The sequence below is a fragment of the Paractinoplanes aksuensis genome (genome assembly GCF_024137025.1).
Lineage (GTDB): Bacteria > Actinomycetota > Actinomycetes > Mycobacteriales > Micromonosporaceae > Actinoplanes > Actinoplanes aksuensis.
This window is the reverse complement of the sequence record NZ_JAMYJR010000001.1, coordinates 149,123-165,429: the sequence shown is the minus strand read 5'-3', so window position 1 is coordinate 165,429 and position 16,307 is coordinate 149,123. Positions and strand designations below refer to the sequence as shown.

At 71.2% G+C, this 16,307-nt stretch carries 17 protein-coding genes and 1 pseudogene; 8 read left to right on the top strand and 10 right to left on the bottom strand.

Features of this window, described 5'->3' with window-relative positions:
* Positions 1–11: 11 nt before the first annotated feature.
* Together M1L60_RS00750 and M1L60_RS48480 are read left to right on the top strand one after the other, a co-directional pair.
* Positions 12–1,043 (top strand): annotated as a pseudogene (locus tag M1L60_RS00750) (PQQ-dependent sugar dehydrogenase); the annotation flags it as partial.
* An 81-nt stretch (positions 1,044–1,124) separates the two neighbouring features.
* On the top strand, positions 1,125–1,421 hold the full coding sequence (locus M1L60_RS48480; protein WP_438862063.1) for a cellulose binding domain-containing protein: 297 nt from the start codon (positions 1,125–1,127) through the stop codon (positions 1,419–1,421).
* Positions 1,422–1,456: 35 nt separating this feature from the next.
* Here M1L60_RS48480 and M1L60_RS00745 read toward each other — a convergent pair whose 3' ends face one another.
* Positions 1,457–1,861 (bottom strand): hypothetical protein, encoded by a 405-nt coding sequence (locus M1L60_RS00745; RefSeq protein ID WP_253235253.1) that lies wholly within the window; start codon positions 1,859–1,861, stop codon positions 1,457–1,459.
* An 83-nt stretch (positions 1,862–1,944) separates the two neighbouring features.
* Here M1L60_RS00745 and M1L60_RS00740 point away from each other — a divergent pair, with 83 nt between their 5' ends.
* On the top strand, positions 1,945–2,457 hold the full coding sequence (locus tag M1L60_RS00740) for a SigE family RNA polymerase sigma factor (RefSeq protein WP_253235252.1): 513 nt from the start codon (positions 1,945–1,947) through the stop codon (positions 2,455–2,457).
* Positions 2,458–2,474: 17 nt separating this feature from the next.
* Complete coding sequence (locus M1L60_RS00735) at positions 2,475–3,686, top strand: hypothetical protein (protein ID WP_253235251.1); 1,212 nt, start codon at positions 2,475–2,477, stop codon at positions 3,684–3,686.
* Between the two features lie 11 nt (positions 3,687–3,697).
* Here the strand turns inward: M1L60_RS00735 and M1L60_RS00730 are convergent, their stop codons facing one another.
* From M1L60_RS00730 to M1L60_RS00690, 9 genes are all read right to left on the bottom strand, one after another.
* A complete protein-coding gene (locus M1L60_RS00730) occupies positions 3,698–4,033 on the bottom strand; it encodes a transcriptional regulator (RefSeq protein ID WP_253235250.1) in 336 nt (111 codons plus the stop codon).
* Positions 4,034–4,038: 5 nt separating this feature from the next.
* Positions 4,039–4,731: a hypothetical protein gene (locus tag M1L60_RS00725; RefSeq protein ID WP_253235249.1), complete on the bottom strand. Its 693-nt coding sequence runs from the start codon at positions 4,729–4,731 to the stop codon at positions 4,039–4,041.
* A 172-nt stretch (positions 4,732–4,903) separates the two neighbouring features.
* Positions 4,904–5,176, bottom strand: a complete 273-nt coding sequence (locus M1L60_RS00720; RefSeq protein WP_253235248.1) for a GlsB/YeaQ/YmgE family stress response membrane protein — start codon at positions 5,174–5,176, stop codon at positions 4,904–4,906.
* Positions 5,177–5,220: 44 nt separating this feature from the next.
* The gene (locus tag M1L60_RS00715) at positions 5,221–5,700 is read right to left on the bottom strand and encodes a LeuD/DmdB family oxidoreductase small subunit (protein WP_253235485.1); all 480 of its coding nucleotides are present in this window, start codon (positions 5,698–5,700) and stop codon (positions 5,221–5,223) included.
* 5 nt (positions 5,701–5,705) lie between these two features.
* Positions 5,706–6,980 carry a 3-isopropylmalate dehydratase large subunit gene (locus M1L60_RS00710; protein ID WP_253235247.1) on the bottom strand — a complete coding sequence of 425 codons (1,275 nt, stop codon included), beginning with the start codon at positions 6,978–6,980 and terminating at the stop codon, positions 5,706–5,708.
* Positions 6,977–7,828, bottom strand: a complete 852-nt coding sequence (locus M1L60_RS00705) for an isocitrate lyase/PEP mutase family protein (RefSeq protein WP_253235246.1) — start codon at positions 7,826–7,828, stop codon at positions 6,977–6,979. The genes M1L60_RS00710 and M1L60_RS00705 overlap by 4 nt, the downstream gene beginning before the upstream one ends.
* On the bottom strand, positions 7,825–8,904 hold the full coding sequence (locus M1L60_RS00700) for an alcohol dehydrogenase catalytic domain-containing protein (protein WP_253235245.1): 1,080 nt from the start codon (positions 8,902–8,904) through the stop codon (positions 7,825–7,827). Before M1L60_RS00700 ends, M1L60_RS00705 begins: the two co-directional genes overlap by 4 nt.
* 11 nt (positions 8,905–8,915) lie before the next feature.
* Positions 8,916–9,539 (bottom strand): isochorismatase family protein, encoded by a 624-nt coding sequence (locus M1L60_RS00695; protein WP_253235244.1) that lies wholly within the window; start codon positions 9,537–9,539, stop codon positions 8,916–8,918.
* Positions 9,536–10,750, bottom strand: a complete 1,215-nt coding sequence (locus M1L60_RS00690) for an FAD-dependent oxidoreductase (protein ID WP_253235243.1) — start codon at positions 10,748–10,750, stop codon at positions 9,536–9,538. Before M1L60_RS00690 ends, M1L60_RS00695 begins: the two co-directional genes overlap by 4 nt.
* 314 nt (positions 10,751–11,064) lie before the next feature.
* Here M1L60_RS00690 and M1L60_RS00685 point away from each other — a divergent pair, with 314 nt between their 5' ends.
* From M1L60_RS00685 to M1L60_RS00670, 4 genes are read left to right on the top strand one after another with little or no spacing between them, the layout of a single operon-like run.
* Positions 11,065–12,129, top strand: a complete 1,065-nt coding sequence (locus tag M1L60_RS00685) for a sugar ABC transporter substrate-binding protein (RefSeq protein WP_253235242.1) — start codon at positions 11,065–11,067, stop codon at positions 12,127–12,129.
* Between the two features lie 29 nt (positions 12,130–12,158).
* Entirely contained in the window at positions 12,159–13,169 is a 1,011-nt protein-coding gene (locus M1L60_RS00680; RefSeq protein WP_253235241.1) for an ABC transporter permease, read from the top strand.
* Positions 13,166–14,752: a sugar ABC transporter ATP-binding protein gene (locus tag M1L60_RS00675; protein WP_253235240.1), complete on the top strand. Its 1,587-nt coding sequence runs from the start codon at positions 13,166–13,168 to the stop codon at positions 14,750–14,752. Before M1L60_RS00680 ends, M1L60_RS00675 begins: the two co-directional genes overlap by 4 nt.
* Positions 14,749–16,230 carry an aldehyde dehydrogenase family protein gene (locus M1L60_RS00670; protein WP_253235239.1) on the top strand — a complete coding sequence of 494 codons (1,482 nt, stop codon included), beginning with the start codon at positions 14,749–14,751 and terminating at the stop codon, positions 16,228–16,230. Before M1L60_RS00675 ends, M1L60_RS00670 begins: the two co-directional genes overlap by 4 nt.
* Positions 16,231–16,307: the final 77 nt, after the last annotated feature.

Here is a 16,307-nt window from a genome sequence, read left to right as displayed (position 1 = left end):
GGAAGGTAGTCATGCGCCGCACTCTCGTCGTCAGCGCAGTCGCCGCATTGGTGCTGGCCATCGCCGGTCCGCCGGCTGTGGCCGAGGAACCCGATCTGGCCAGTCCACAGACGGTCGCGACCGGGTTGAGCGTGCCGTGGGGGCTGGGCTTCCTGCCCGACGGCAGCGCCCTGGTCGCCGAACGCAACAGCGCCCGCGTGCTGCGAGTGCGGCCCGGCAGCGCGCCGGTCACCGTCACCACCATCGCCGGGGTCGCGGCGACCGGCGAGGCGGGACTGCTCGGCCTGGCGGTGTCGCCCACGTTCGCCCAGGACAATCTCGTGTACGTGTACTTCACCTCGGCCACCGACAACCGGATCTCGCGCTTCCGGTTGGACGCCCCGCAGACCCAGACAGTCATCCTCAGCGGACTGGCCAAGGCGAGCATCCACGACGGCGGGCGCATCGCCTTCGGCCCCGACGGCATGCTCTACGCGGGCGTCGGCGACGCGGGCGTGACGTCGAACGCGCAGAACCAGCAGAGCCGCAACGGCAAGATCCTGCGCATGCGCCCCGACGGCGGGGTGCCGGCCACCGGCAACCCGTTCCCCGGTTCGCTGGTCTACAGCCTGGGCCACCGCAACCCGCAGGGCCTGGCCTGGGACGCGCAGGGCCGCTTGTACGCCGCCGAATTCGGCCAGAACACGTGGGACGAGGTGAACCAGATCGTCGCCGGCGCCAACTACGGCTGGCCCGTGGTCGAGGGCCGCAGCAACGACACCCGCTATCGCAACCCGATCGTCGTGTGGACCACCGCCGAGGCCTCCCCCAGCGGCGCCGCCATCGACGGCAGCACGATGTACGTGGCCGCGCTGCGCGGTCAGCGACTGTGGTCGGTCCCGCTGGACGGCGCCGGCGGCGCGGGCGCCCCGGTCGCGTCGCTCCAGGGCCAGTACGGACGCTTGCGTACGGTCGAACGCGCCCCCGACGGAGCTCTGTGGGTAACCACCAGCAACCGCGACGGCCGCGGCACCCCGACCACCGAGGACGACCGGATCCTGCGCTTCCCTCCGGCCGGCACACCCCCGACCACGCCGCCGCCGACCACCCCGCCGCCGACGGCTGCCGCCTGTTCGCTGCGGTGGGTGGCCGACCAGTGGAGCACCGGTTTCACCGCGAGCGTCGACGTGACCAACCTCGGCGCAACCCGCAACTCGTGGACCCTGACGTTCACGTTCCCGGGCAACCAGCGCGTCACCGGCGCCTGGAACGCCACGGTGACCCAGACCGGCACGGCGGTGACCGCCCGCAACGCGAGCTGGAACGGAGGCCTGGCCCCCGGCGCAACAGTCACGTTCGGCCTACAGGCAACGTTCAGCGGCACCAACGCCCGCCCGACCGACTTCCGCTTGGACGGCGAGCCCTGCACGGTGTCGAACTGATCAGGCGTTGAGGAAGAGATTCGGCTGCGTGACTATCAGTCGGGCATGCTCAGGTCCTTGCTGCGCAGCAGCTTGAGCACGGTGGCGTTGGGCTTCCTCACGATGTCGGCCGGCGGCGGGGCCAGAGGCTGGACCTTGCCGTACTCGGACAGGCTGATCACCCAAGCGTCGGGCGAGCCCGGGGTCGTCAGCGAAAGCGTGGAGATCTGGTCCTGGTTGTCGAGCGTGGCCCGGAACGACGTCTCGGTGCCGGTGCGCCGCCGGTACAGGCGGGCCAGGAAACCGACCATGGTCCGGTCGGCGGACAGGCGGGACGTGTCCATAGTGCCGGTGATGACGAAGTCGTCGCCCTGGGCAGTGCCGACCCGACTGAGCAGGCGCTCCACGCCGACCACGTCGGGGTCGTGCAGGTCGAACTGCGGAGCGGCGAAGGCGGGCACGGCAAATATTTCTTCCGGGACCCAACCGATCGATGCCTGTCCGCGTCGGGTACGCAGGACGGTGACAGGGGGCGGGGCGGCGGATGCCGAGAAGAACCGATGGCGAGTACCTGGCCTTCGTGCGGGGGCGGGTGACCGCCCTGCGGCGGGCGGCCTATCTGCTCTGTGGTGACTCGCACGGCGCGGACGACATTGTGCAAGAGACGCTGACGAAGCTCTACTCGCGCTGGTCCCGGGTCAGCCATGTGGAGAACCTCGACGCGTACGTCAACACGATGCTCGTCCGGGTCTTTCTGGACGAGCGGCGCCGCGGGTGGTGGAAGGTCGCGCTGCTCGACTGGCTGCCCGAGCGGGCCACCACTCCGCCACCGGTCGAGGAACGGTCGGTGGTGCACACGGCCCTGATGGGGCTTCCGCCCCGCCAGCGGGCGGTCGTGGTGTTGCGCTACCTGTGCGACCAGCCGGTCAAAGAGGTGGCCCACATCCTCGGCTGTTCCGAGGGGACCGTGAAGAGCCAGGCCTCGAACGCGCTCGACCGGCTGCGGCTGGTCTTCGACGAGCTGCCCGACGCCGTCACCGTTCAGGACCGGCGATGACGGAGGAGACGAGAGACATGACCGACGACGACCGCGCGGTGCGGATCCTGCGCACGATGCCCGACGACCCGCCGCTGCCGTCGACCGTCGATGTGGAACGGACGATGGCCGAGGGCCGGCGGCGGCGCCGGGTGCGCCGCTGGTCGGGTGGGGTGGCCCTGGTCGCGGTGACCGCGGTCGCGGCGGGCGGCGGCACCGTGGCCGCCTCCGCCCTGCGCGACACCCCGGCGGCCCCGGTCAAGCCGGTGACCGTACCGTCGAAGAAGGCCCCGGCCAAAGTCGCGCCGGTCGTCCCGAAGGACTGTAAGGTGACCTTGCTGCCGAGCGGCGAGGTCAAGAAAGCGCTGGTCACCGCGGGCGATCCGACCGGGCGCTATCACGCCGGGCGGGTCTATCCGAGGCCGGGCGGGGTGCACACGGTGGTCTGGAAGGACGGCGAGCTTCTGCCCGTTCCGAACATGCCCGGCTCCGACGCGGGGTTCCGCGACATCAACTCGTCCGGCATCGCCGTGGGCTACAGCTATGTGGGCGACGAGGAGCGGGCGTACGCCCTGGCCGGTGGGACTGTACGGCGGCTGGCCGGCGGCCGGGCCGTCGCCGGCGCCATCAACGACCGGGGCGTCATCGCCGGCACCCTGGGCGGCGCCTTCGACGGCGGGACGCCGGTCATCTGGAAGTCGTACCGCGCGGAGCCGACCCGGCTCGCGCTCCCGTCCGGCATCACCCGGGGCTCGGCCGCGGCCATCGGCGAGGACGGCACGGTGATCGGCGCGATCTATCGGAACACCAGGGACGAGGGGATCCCGTACCTGTGGCGGCCCGACGGCATCGGCCGCAAGCTGGCCGTACCGAAGGGAGCCACCGGATTTTGGGTGAGCTCGATCAGCAACGGCTGGCTCTACGGCAGCGCGGTCCACGACGCGCCTGACGGATCCATGCGCAGTTTCACGTCGTACCGCTATTCGATCGCGGCCAACCGGTACGAGAAGCTCGCCGTCCAGCTGTCCAACGACGCGCTCGGCGCCGAGAACGGCTGGGTGCTCAGCACGATCGCCGATCCGGTCATCCTGGCCGGTAAGAGAATCGTCAAGCTGCCGCGATACAACAAGATGAAGGAGTACCAGGTCACGGCCTTCAGCGCCGACGGCAAGACGGCGGCCGGCTACACCACCGACTCGACCGACAACGAGGTGGTGGCCAACCGCCCCCTCAAGTGGACGTGCCGGTGATGCGCCGCCGGTCATGGTTCGGTGGTCTCCACCCGGGCGATGAGCTGCTTGAGGCGGGTGATCTCCTCGGTCAGCGCGACCGTGCCGGCCGCGGTGAGGGTGAGCCAGGTGCGGCCGCGGCGGCCCTCGTAGCCCTTCTCGACCTCGATCAACCCGGCCTCCTCGAGCACGCTCAGGTGCTTGGACAGGTTGCCGGCGGTCAGCTCGAGCTGGGTGCGCAGATAGCCGAACTCGACCCGACGGGCCTCGCGCGTGACGGTCAGGATGCCCAGTCGCACCCGCTGGTGGACGACCTCGTCGAGGCCGGTCACCGGGTGTGCGGCCTCCGGTTCCTGCGCGCCCGTCATGGCCGTCACCCGCGCCGGTCCGCGACCCGGCGGAAACCGAGGGCGGCCAGCAGCAGCACCACGCCGACGATGAGCTGCGGCACCGCCATCGCGGCCCGGATGCTGAAGATTCCCGAGCTGAAGCCGTAGTTCATCGGCAGCACCAGCAGGACCAGCCCGAGGTAGCCGACCGTGAACGCCAGCAGCGCGACGTTGCGTTCCAGCCAGGCCAGCACCAGCAGCGTCACGCCGATCATGCCCCACGGCATGACGAGGCGGTCGAGCACGAACCACCAGTACGGCAGCGGCTGGTCGGGGATCGGGTGGCTCTCGAAATACGTGGTCACGGCCAGCCAGGCAGCGGGGAAGACGACTGTCGTCACGGCGCCGGTGATCGCGTAGGGCAGCACCCGGCCGCCCAGCCCCCGGGCCCGGGCTGCCCGCAGATAGAAGTAGGCGATGGCCGCGTACGTCAGGGGCATGGCCGGGATCCAGTAGTAGAGCATGCCGTCCCGCGCGAACTGGCAGCCGCCGTCGGGCCCGCAGGTCACGTCCATGCCGAACCAGTCGACCGGGATCGCGGCCAGGGTGGCCGCGCCCAGCACCAGCAGTGCGACCCAGGTCATCCGCTGGTCGACGCGGACCCGGTGCGACAGCGCACGCATTTCCGACAGGAGGCGGCGCGGATCCCCGTCCGTGGGGATCGAGTTTGTGGTCATGCCAATAGGTTTCCACAGCAAACCATTTTGCGCCAGCGTTTGGACACGGAACGGGCGGCGTTCGCGGCGCTCCCCGCGAACGCCGCCCGTCGGTGCGGCATATCTCCCGTGCTGAATGATCGTGGCCGCGTATGGCGGCCCTTCCCCGGATCCGTGACGATCTGATGACGGGTCAGCGCACCGCGCGCCGGCGCCCCATGGTCCCGGCCACGAGCGCGACCCCCACCGCGGCCAGCGCCACCTGGATGACCAGCTCGAGCAGACTGAAGCCGGAGGTGCCGATCCCGGCCGCGCGGGACAGGGCCGTGCCCAGCAGCGCGGCCACGACGCCGATGAGCATGGTCAGCCACAGCGCGATGTTCTGGCGGCCCGGCACGACGAGCCGGCCCAGCGCCCCCACGATGAGGCCGACGACGATGGCGGTGATGATTCCCGTGACAGTCATGGTCTGACCTTTTCCAGGGGTCGCGCGATCTACGCATGACAGTTCTATGACAGCCGGTTACGTACCCAGGGCACCAGCCCGCCCGCCGCGACCAGCTCGGCGATGAACGGCGGCGCGGGCGGGATCGCCCATTCGGCGCCCTCGCTCGACATCCGGCCCGCGGCCAGGTCGACCGTTACGGGGGCGCCGTCGCGCAGGGCCCGGGCCGCCGAAGGGTGCTCGATGACCGGCAGCCCGAGGTTGACGCAGTTGCGGAAGAAGATGCGGGCGAAGCTCTCGGCGATGACGGCCTGGACGCCCCGGCCGCGCAGGGCGAGCTGGGCGTGCTCACGCGACGAGCCCATCCCCAGGTTGCTGCCGGCCACCAGGATCGTGCCGGGGACGATCCGCGCGGTCACCGCCGGGTCGTACGCCTCGAGCAGGTGCGGCGCCAGCAGCTCGGGATCGGTCACGTTGAGGTAGGCGCCGGGCACCATCATGTCGGTGTCGACGTTGTCGCCGATGCGGACCACGCCGCCGGTCATCGCCCTCACGCCAGCACCGCCGGGTCGGTCAGCTCGCCGGTGACCGCGGCCGCGCCGGCCACCCACGCGTTGGCCAGATAGACGCTGGAGCCGGGGTGGCCCATGCGCCCGACGAAGTTGCGGTTGGTGGTGGCCACGGCGACCTCCCCGTCGTCGAGAATGCCGGTGTGCCCGCCGAAACACGCGCCGCACGTGGGTGGCGAGAGCATCGCCCCCGCGTCGAGCAGCGTGGCCACGACGCCCTCGGCCAGAGCCTGGCGATACGTACGCTGGGTGGCCGGCACCACCACGAGCCGGGTCCCCTTGGCCACCTGGCGCCCGCGCATCACCGTGGCCAGCGCGCGCAGGTCGCTGATCGTGCCGTTGGCGCAGTTGCCCACGTACACCTGATGCACCCGCACGCCCGGGCCGACCTCGTCGACCGTGCGCACGTTCCCGGGGCTCCACGGGGCGGCGATCAGCGGCGGCATGTCGGCCACATCGATGGTCACTTCCCGGTCGTACGCCGCATCGGGGTCGGCCCGCACCGCGTCCGGCCGGTGTCCGAGCCGGGGTTGCAGCCAGTCGAGCGTCACGTCGTCGGCCGCCACCATGCCGGTCTTGGCGCCGGCCTCGACGGCCATGTTGCACAACGCCATCCGGTCGTCGACCGACGTGCGGGCCAGCGCCTCGCCCGCGTATTCGACCGAGGCGTACGTCGAGCCGCTCACCCCGCCGTGCCGCAGCAACGCCAGCGCCAGATCCTTGCCCATCACATATTTCCCGGGCGTGCCCACGAAGGTGACGCGGTGCGCCTCGGGGACGCGGATCCACAGCTGCCCGAGCGCGAGCACGGCCGCCACGTCGGTCGATCCGACACCCGTACCGAAAGCACCGAGCGCCCCGGCCGTGCACGTGTGCGAATCGCCGCCGACCACCACCCGCCCCGGCAACACCCGCCCCTGCTCGGCCAGCAGCGCGTGCTCGATCCCGGAGTCCACAGTGGCCCCGGTCTCCCAGTAGTCCTCGATCCCCTGCGCGTCGGCGAATTCGCGCAGCAGCCGCACCTGGTGGGCGCTGCGGATGTCCTTGGCCGGCCAGAAGTGGTCGGCCACGCAGGCCACCTTCGCCGGGTCGAACACCCGCGCGGCGCCCATCCGCGCGAACTCCTTGAGCGCGACCGCCCCCGACACGTCGTTCAACATCAAAAGATCAACATCGAGCAGCCCGTACGAGCCCGGGGTGACATCCTCGACGCCGTGCGCCCGCAGCACCTTGGCCGTGAGCGTCTGCCCGGTCATCCGAGCACCTTGTCCTCGAAGGCGGCCAGCTCACCGAGCCCGACGACGCCGTTCAGCTCCTCGAGCGACATCATCGCGGGCAGGGCCCAGGCGGTGTCGCCCTTCTCGCGCAGTCCCCGCAGCAGCGCGAGCGCAGCCGCGGCCCCGGCCCGGATGGCCGACGTGGGGAAGATGACGACGCTGTAGCCCAGCTCGCCCAGCCTCGCCGCGGGCAGCAACGGCGTCAGCCCGGTCTCCGACATGTTCACCATCAGCGGACCGCCCGCGGCCAGCTCGCCGATGATCCGCAGCTCGTCCTCGCTCTGGGGCGCGTCCACGAAGCACACATCGGCCCCGGCCTCACGGAACAGGGCGACCCGCCGCAGCGCCTCGTCCAGGCCGAGCGGGGCCCGAGCATCGGTGCGGGCGATGACGGCCGTGCCGGGGTCACGCCGGCCGGCCACGGCGGCGGCGATCCGGCGTACGGCCTCGTCGGCCTCGACCACCCGTTTGCCCGCCATGTGACCGCACTTCTTGGGCCACTGCTGGTCCTCGATCTGGATCGCGGCCGCCCCGGCCAGTTCGAGCCGGCGTACGGTGTCCCGGATGTTCACGACATCGCCGTAGCCGGTGTCGGCATCGACGATCAGCGGTAGGTCGGTCACCGCGCGGATGGCGGCCAGGGCGGCCACGTTCTCGGCCGCGTCGTAGATGCCGATGTCGGGCCGGCCGTGCATAGCAGCGGCCACCGCGTACCCGCTGACGTAGATCGCCTCGAAGCCGGCCTTCTCGATCAGCCGGGCCTCGAGCGGGCTGCCGGCCCCGGCCACCACGTCGATGCCGGGGCGGGTGAACAGATCGAGGGTCACTTGTCCTCCATGCAGATCAGGGCACGGGCCACTTCACCGGCCCGCAGGGCGTCGAACGCGTCGTTGACTTCGTCGAGCGGATACCGGCGGGAGACGAGTTTGTCGACCGGGAGCAGGCCGGCCCGGTACAGGCCGATCAGCCGCGGGATGTCGCGGGCGGGCACGGCCGAGCCGAGATAAGAACCGCGGAGCGTACGTTCCTCGGCCACCAGGGAGACGGCCGGAATGCTGAGGTGCCGGTCGGGGTGCGGCAGGCCGACCGTCACGGTCGTCCCGCCCCGCGCGGTCATGGCGTACGCCTCCGCGAGTACCTTCTCGCTGCCGACGCTCTCGATGACGGTCCCGTACCGATCCACCCACGCCGAACCGGCCAGGAGCGTCTGATGGGCGCCCAGCTCGCGGGCCAGCGCCAGCTTGTCCTCGCGCACGTCGACGGCCAGGATCGGGTACGCCCCCGAGGCCACCGCGGCCAGCAGGGCGCTCAGTCCGACCCCACCCAGCCCGAGCACCGCCACCGACGTGCCCGGCTGCACTCGGGCCGCGTTCAGCACCGCCCCCGCGCCGGTGAGCACGCCACAGCCGAACAGCACGGCCACGTCCAGCGGCAGATCCTTGTCCACCTTCACCAGCGACTCGCGCGACACCACGGTCTGCCGCGCGAACGCCGACACTCCGAGATGCTGGTGCACCTCTTCACCGGCCCGGCGGAAGGGGCGGCTGCCGCGCAGCAGGGTGCCCGCGGTGTTCGCGACGGCACCCGGCTCACAGAGCGCGGGCCGACCGGCCACACAGGACGGGCAGGCGCCGCAGGCCGGGACGAACGTGGCCACCACGTGGTCGCCCGGGCTCAGGTCGGTGACGCCGGGTCCGATCTCGGCCACCACACCGCTGGCCTCGTGACCCAGCGCCATGGGGACCGGCCGGGGCCGGACACCGTCGATGACCGACAGGTCGGAATGACAGACCCCGGCGTACGCGATGTCGAGCCGGACCTCACCGCGGCCCGGCGCCGACAGGGTCAGCTCCTCGACCACCAGCGGGCCACCGATCGCGGACAGCACGGCCGCTTGCACCATCGGGCTTCTCCTCACTTACCGAGCAGGGACAGGGCGGTGGCCTGGTCGACCACGTCGGCGTACTTGGCCTGCAGGTCACGCAGGGAGGCCTCGTGGGCATCGGCGGCCCGGTCGGCCACGCCGTCGCGGGCCACGACCACGCTGTAGCCGTGTTGCAGGGCGTCGACAGCGGTCGCCCGCACGCAGCCCGAAGTGGAAGCGCCGGTGATGACGACGCTGTCGCAGCGCTCGGCGGTCAGCAGCGCGGCCAGCGAGGTGCCGGCGAAGGCCGACGCGAACAGCTTGCTCAGCACGGCCTCGCCGGGTCGCGGCGCGATGCGGGGGTCGATCTCGGTGAAGCGCGAGCCGGGCCGCAGCAGCAACAGATTGGGCGACTTGGCGATGAACGCGTGCGCGGTCCGCTCCCCCGCTTCGTCGTACGCGATAGTCGTGAAGACCACTGGCCGTCCGGCCGTCCGAGCGGCGTCCAGCAACTCGGTCACCGCCTGCACCGCCGGATCGGTCGCGCACGACAGGGGCGACGCCGGGTCGGTGAAGCCCAGGTTGAGGTCGACCACGATCAGGGCGGGCCGCTCCCCCACCCGCTGGGCGCCGCCGAACGACCCGCGCTCGTAGGCCTCGTCCGCGGTGGTCATTGCGCGGGCACCGGGCGAGCCGGGGCGAGCATGGCCGCCTCCAGCAGGTATTCGCGGGCCCGGACGGGGTCGGCCGCGATGGCCCGCAGGCGCTGGTGGTTCTCGGCCCGGACGTCCGGGTCGCGCTCCTGCATGGTCTGCCAGTTGCGATGGGTGGCCTTCTGCACGTACTCCAGGGCGACCGTCCGCCGCGTCTCGGCGAACTCGTCGAGGGCGCCGGACGCGCCGCCCAACGTGGCGTGCACGGCCTGCGCGGCGGCCAGGGCGTCGTGGATGCCGCTGTTCATGCCCATGCCGCCGAGCGGGTTGTTGATGTGCGCGGCGTCGCCGACCAGCAGCACCCGGCGCTCGCGGAACGTCGCGGCCACCCGCTGGTGCACGTTGTAGAGCGTGGTGTGGGTGACGTCGTACCCGGGCCCGTACGCGGCCACGCCCTGCAGGCGCCGGGCGATCTCGGCCGGGTCCTGCACGCGGTCGAGGTCGGCGCCGTCCTCGATCGGGAACAGCACCCGCCAATGCCGCGGGGTGCGCAGCAGCACGAGCCACTCGTCCGGGTCGGACACGTAGTTGACATAGGCCAGGTCGTCGAGCAGCTCGGCCAGGTCGGTCGTGGTCGAGGCGACCAGGAAGCGCTCGGGGTACGTGATGCCGTCGAAGCCGATGTCGAGGTCGCGGCGGGCGATGCTGTTGCTGCCGTCGGCCGCGATCACCCACTGCGCGGTCAGCGGGCCGGTGGGCAGGGTCAGCTCGACCCCGGACGCGTCCTGGCGGACGGCCCGCACCTCGGCCCCGCTGATCACGCGTACGTGGGGGAACTCGCGCAGTTTGCGGCGGACTATCCGCACGAGGTTGCTCTGCTCGCTCTGCAACCGGAACGGGTAGCGCGTGTCCCCGGCCAGCAGGGCGAGGTCGAAGGCGGCGACCACCCCGTCGCGCCGGTCCCGGTGCTGGTAGGTCGGGGCACGCAGGCCGGTGCCGAGCAGCTCGTCAGTGACGCCGAGGTCGTCGAGCATCTCGAGGGTCGGCGGGTGGAACGTCGAGGCCCGCGACTCCAGCGGGTTCGCGTACTGGTCGTGGTCGCTCTCCACGGCGATGACGGGAATCCCGCGTACGGCCAGGGCCAACGCGGCCACCGAGCCGACCGGGCCCAGGCCGAGCACGACCACGGTGTCCGGGCCGGCTGAGGACGGAAGATCGGAAAGAGAACTCATGCCTCACCAATTCTCGTGAGATGAGAATAAATATCTTCAGATGCGAGAAACCATAGGCACGGCTCGGCGCGGCCGTCAATCGGCCGGATCCGCGGAAAGTGGGCCTCGAGCTGGCGATACGCATCCGTTACCGACCGACACGAGCTCGTAACGGCAACCTCTTGACCAGCTTCTCGCAGCATGGTTATGGTCCGTGCCACACCGCAGTTCTCACCTTGCGGCAGGCACCTCCCCACAAATTGAGATTTCCCGGCGTCGCACCACACGCCGCCCGATCTTCCTTCCCGGTTTCTGCTCACCCCTTGGGAGAACCCATGAGCCGTACCCGAAAACTCCGACTGGTCGCCGTCGCGCTGGTGGCCCCGCTGCTGCTGACCGCCTGCACCCGGGCCGCCGAGCCCACCACCCCGGCCGCGGTCGACGCCCCGGTCGCCGCCAACAAGATCAAGGCGCCGGCCAAGACCCTCGGCATCTGGCAGTCCCAGGGCGACGGCGAGGGCCAGGTCGAGACGCTGGCCGGCATCAAGGCCGCGGCCGACGCGCTCGGCTGGAAGGTCGTCGTCACCGACTCCAACGGCGACCAGCAGGCCATGCAGAGCACGATGCAGTCGCTGATCTCGCAGAAGGTCGACGCGATCCTGACCGTGTTCGTGGCCAGCGGTCTCATCGCCGCCCAGCTGGGCCAGGCCAAGGCGGCCGGCATCCCGGTGCTCAGCGTCGGCTACCAGGGCACTCCGAACGAGAACATCACCGCCGAGTACGCCCCCGACCAGGCCGAGGAGGCCAAGCTCCTGCTCGAGCGGATGGGCCAGGACCTGGGCGAGGGCGCGAAGATCGCGCCGATCGCGGTCCAGGGCTATTACGGCATCGACCAGGTGATGGCCGCTCTCGACGCGCAAAAGGCCCAGTACAAGTTCGACGTGCTGCAGACGGCCAACGCCCCGGTGGCCGACATCTTCAACGGCCAGACCAAGGCCGCGTCGAGCTTCCTCAACGCCAACCCCGACCTCGACGCCTTCTACGCCGCCCTCGACATCGGCCCCCAGGCCATCGCCCCGGCGCTCAAGCAGACCAGCCGCGAGGTGCCGATCTACAGCTTCGGCGCGATCAGCTCGGCCCTCGAGTCGGTCCGCAACGGCCAGGCGATCGTGGCCACCTCGGACGGCACCGTCAAGGCCGGCTTCCTGGCCGTCGACGCCTTGCTCGCCCTCTGGGTCAACAACACCCCGATCCCGACCACGATCCCGGCCGAGCACGCCCTGACCTACCAGATCGTCGACAAGACCAACGCGCCGGCCAAGGGCGCCTCGGTCTACCCGCTGGCCGACATCAGCAAGCCGTTCTTCGACAGCTGGACCACCAAGTACGGCGCGGCCTGAGTCCGGCCGATCGACAAGGAGCAGCAGCGATGACAGTGGAAAGCGACGCCCGGCCCGAGACCCGGCCGGCGCCGAAGACGCGCGGCTTCGCCGGCACCCGGCTCTCGAGCGGGCAGTCGTGGGAGCGGTGGATCCTGCCCGGCGTGTTCGTCCTGACCGTCGCGTTCTTCACGATCGCCCGGCCCGGCGCGTTCCTGACCGTGGACAACGGCCGCTCGCTGCTGCAGCAGAACGCGCCGCTGCTCATCGTGCTCGGCGGCCTGTGCGTGGTGCTGGCGATGCGGGAGTTCGACCTCTCGTTCGCCAGCATCGCCGGGGCCAGCGGCGCGCTCACCGTGCAGTCGCTGGTGCTGTTCAACGCCACGGTGTGGTCGGCCGTCTTCTACGGCGTGGTGCTGGGCCCGCTGCTCGGCGCGCTCAACGGGGTCCTGGTCGGCTATCTGCGGGTGCCGTCGTTCATCGGGACGCTGGCCACCGGCTCGATCATCCAGGGCATCATGCAGGCGATCGCCTACCAGACGGTGTTCGAGGGCATCCCGAACGAGTACATGGACCTCACCCTGGCCCGGTTCCTGGGGGTGCCGATCAACCTGATCGTCATCGGCCTGGTGCTGCTGGTCATCGGGGCGGTCCTGCGCTACTCGGTGTTCGGGCGGCAGGCGGCGGCCATCGGCGACAACCCCGACGCGGCCCGGATCGCCGGGGTCAACGTGCGGCGGGCCAAGCTGATCGGCTTCACGATCAGCGGCGCCTGCGCCGGCGTGGCCGGGGTGCTGCTGACCTCGACGGCCGGGCAGTACTACCCCGACCCGGGCGCGGCTCTGCTGCTGGCGGCGTACGCGGCGGCCTTCCTCAGCCTCTCGCTGGGCCGGGGCTGGCGGTTCAACGTGGGCGGGGCGCTGCTCGGCGCGGTCTTCCTGGCCTGCGTGACCACCGGCGTCACGATGCTCAACTACCCGAGCTGGCTCAGCCAGTTCCTGCAGGGTCTGGTGCTGCTGACCGCGGTCTACCTGCTCACCCGGCGCCAGGTCGCCAAATGAGCGGCCCGTGGTTCGAGGCGAGCGGGCTGCACAAGCAGTTCGGGTCGATGGTCGCGATCAGCGAGGCCGACCTGACGTTGCGGGCGGGCGAGGTGCGCGGCGTGGTCGGGCCCAACGGCGCCGGCAAGTCGACGCTGATGCAACTCGTGGCCGGCTCGCTCACCCCCGAGCACGGCGAGATGCGGATCGACGGGGCGCCGGTCGCCTTCCGGCGCCCGGCCGACGCCATCGCGGCCGGGATCGCCCTGGTGCCGCAGGAGATGCGGCTGGCGCCCAACCTCAGCGTGGCCGACAACGTGGTGCTGGGCAACGAGCCGCGGCGGTACGGCTGGGTCAGCGCCCGGCGCTCCCGGCAACTGGCCGAACGGGCCCTCGACCGGCTCGGCGCCCGGCTCGACCCGGACGCGGCGGTCACCTCGCTCAGCCCGGTCGACCGGCGGCTGGTCATGGTGGCCCGGGCCCTGGCCCGCGACGCCCGGCTGGTCATCCTGGACGAGCCCACGGCCGCCCTGGCGCCGCAGGAGGCCGGGGCGATCCTGGACGCGGTGCGGGCCATCGCCGGCACCGGGGTCACGTTCCTGTACGTCTCGCACCGTTTCGACGACATCGAGCAGGTGGCCGACGCGGTGACCGGGGTCCGCGACGCGCGGGTCGTGGCCGATCTGCCGAAAGACAAGATCAACCGGGCTACGCTCGTCTCGCTGGTCAGCCCCGTCGACGAGCTGTCGCACGCGGTGCCGCCCCGCCCCGCCGCGGCCGCCGTGGCCGGCTCGACCGTGCTGGCGGTGGACGACCTGACCGGCGGGCCGTTGCAGGGCGTCTCGTTCCGGGTCGCCTCGGGCGAGATCGTCGGCATCGCCGGGCTCTCCGGCTCGGGCGCGGACGAGGTGATGGCCATGGTGGCGGGCATCGACCCCCGCACGGGCGGCGTGGTCTCCGTACGGGAAAAAATTCTGCCCTCGGGCGACCGGGTGCGGGCCGTGCGGGCCGGCGTGGCCTATGTGCCCGGCAACCGGACGCTGGCGGTGCTGCCGAATCATGACGTGCGCTCGAACGTGAGCATCAGCAACCTTCCCGCGTACGGGAAATGGGGTGTGCCCGCCCCGCAGCGGGAGACCGCGACCGTGCTCGAACTGACGGCGGCCGTTCAGCTCGAGGGCGCGCTCAGCCGGCCGATCTCGTCGCTGTCCGGCGGCAACCAGCAGAAGGCGGTGTTCGCCCGCTGGATGGCCCGCGACTGCGCGGCGCTGCTGCTGCACGACCCGACCGCCGGCGTCGACGTGCGGGCCCGGGCCGAGATCCACCAGCGGGTGCGCGAGCTTGCCGCGACCGGGATGGCCGTCCTGGTCGTGACCACCGACCTGCCCGAACTCATCGAGCTCTGCGACCGCGTGCTGGTGCTCGACCGCGGCGCGCTCGTGGCCTCACTACCGGGCGACGGACTCACCGAATCAGCCGTGCTGGCCGCCATGGTCTCAGCTCCCCTGGACGCTGCCCCCTTGCCGGCCCCCCTCGAGGTTGCTCCCTCGTCGGCACCCCTTGGCTCTGCTCCCTTGAACGATCAGAACGGAAGGCGATCATGACCACGTATTCGCGGCTCTACCACTGGATCGACGGCAAGCAGGTGGCTCCGGCGTCCGACGGTGTCATCGACCTGATCAACCCGACCACCGAGGAGTTGCTGGGCCAGGTGCCCGCGGGCACCGCCGAGGACGTCGACCGGGCCGTCCGCGTGGCCGTCGCCGCCTTCCCGGCCTGGTCGGCCACGACACCGGCCGAGCGCGCGGCCATTCTGGCCCGCGCCGTGGAGGGCATGGAGCGCCAGGGCAAGGCGCTGGCCGAGACGATCACGGCCGAGGTCGGCGCGCCCGAGAAGATTTCGCTCAGCGCGCAGGTCGGCTTTCCGCTCAACGTGCTCAAGTCGCACGTCGACATCCTGCGCACTTTCACATGGGACGACCACATCGCCAACTCGCTGATCCTCAAGGAAGCGGTCGGCGTGGTCGGCGCGATCAGCCCCTGGAACTTTCCCATCCAGCTGGTTATGGCCAAACTGGCGCCGGCGTTGGCCGCGGGTTGCACGATCGTGCTCAAACCGAGCGAATACACGCCCCTTACCGCGTACATGCTGGCCGAGATCTTCCAAGAGGCCGGCCTGCCCGACGGCGTATTCAACATCGTTTGCGGTACGGGCCCAGTAGTAGGCGAGGCCATCTCGCGGCACCCGCTGGTCAACATGGTGTCGATGACCGGCTCGACCCGGGCCGGCCGCCAGGTGTTCGCGGCGGCCAGCGAGACGGTCAAGCGCATGCACCTCGAGCTGGGTGGCAAGAGCGCCAGCCTGATCCTGCCCGACGCCGACTTCGAGAAGGCCGTGCGGACGACGGTCGACCAGGCCTTCTTCAACTCGGGTCAGGCCTGCCTGGCCTGGAGCCGGATGCTGGTGCCGAACGACCGGATGGCCGAGGCGTCCGAGATCGCGGCGAGCCAGGCTGCGCTGTACCGCAGCGGCGACCCGTCGTCGAGCGACACCGACCTCGGCCCGCAGCAGAACAAGGCCTGCTGGGACCGCGTGCAGGAGTACATCGGCGGCGCTGTCTCGTCGGATGCCACGCTGGTCGCAGGCGGCCTGGGCCGGCCGGAGGGCCTCGACCGCGGCTGGTTCGTGCGCCCGACGGTGTTCGCCGGGGTCAAGCCGAGTGACCGCATCGCGCAGGAGGAAGTGTTCGGCCCGGTCATGTCGATCCTGGGCTACGACACCCCCGACGAGGGCGTGGCCATCGCCAACGACTCCATCTTCGGCCTGCACGGCGCGGTATGGGCGGCCGACGAGGAGGCGGCCCTGCCGTACGTGAAGCAGCTGCGCACCGGCCGCATCGACGTCAACGGCGCCAAGACCAACCTGGTCTCCCCGTTCGGCGGCTACAAGCAGAGCGGCTTCGGCCGCGAACTGGGCGTCTACGGCTTCGAGGCCTACCTCGAGATCAAGTCGGTCCAGCTCTCCGGTGACGACACCGGCGGCCTGGAGAAGGGCATCCGCGTCCGGGAGGAACAGGGTTGACCCCCCACCCGCGCCCGGCCCCGGCCCACCTGGCCGGCACCCCCGGCTACGTAACGGTCACCGCAGGCGCGGCCCAC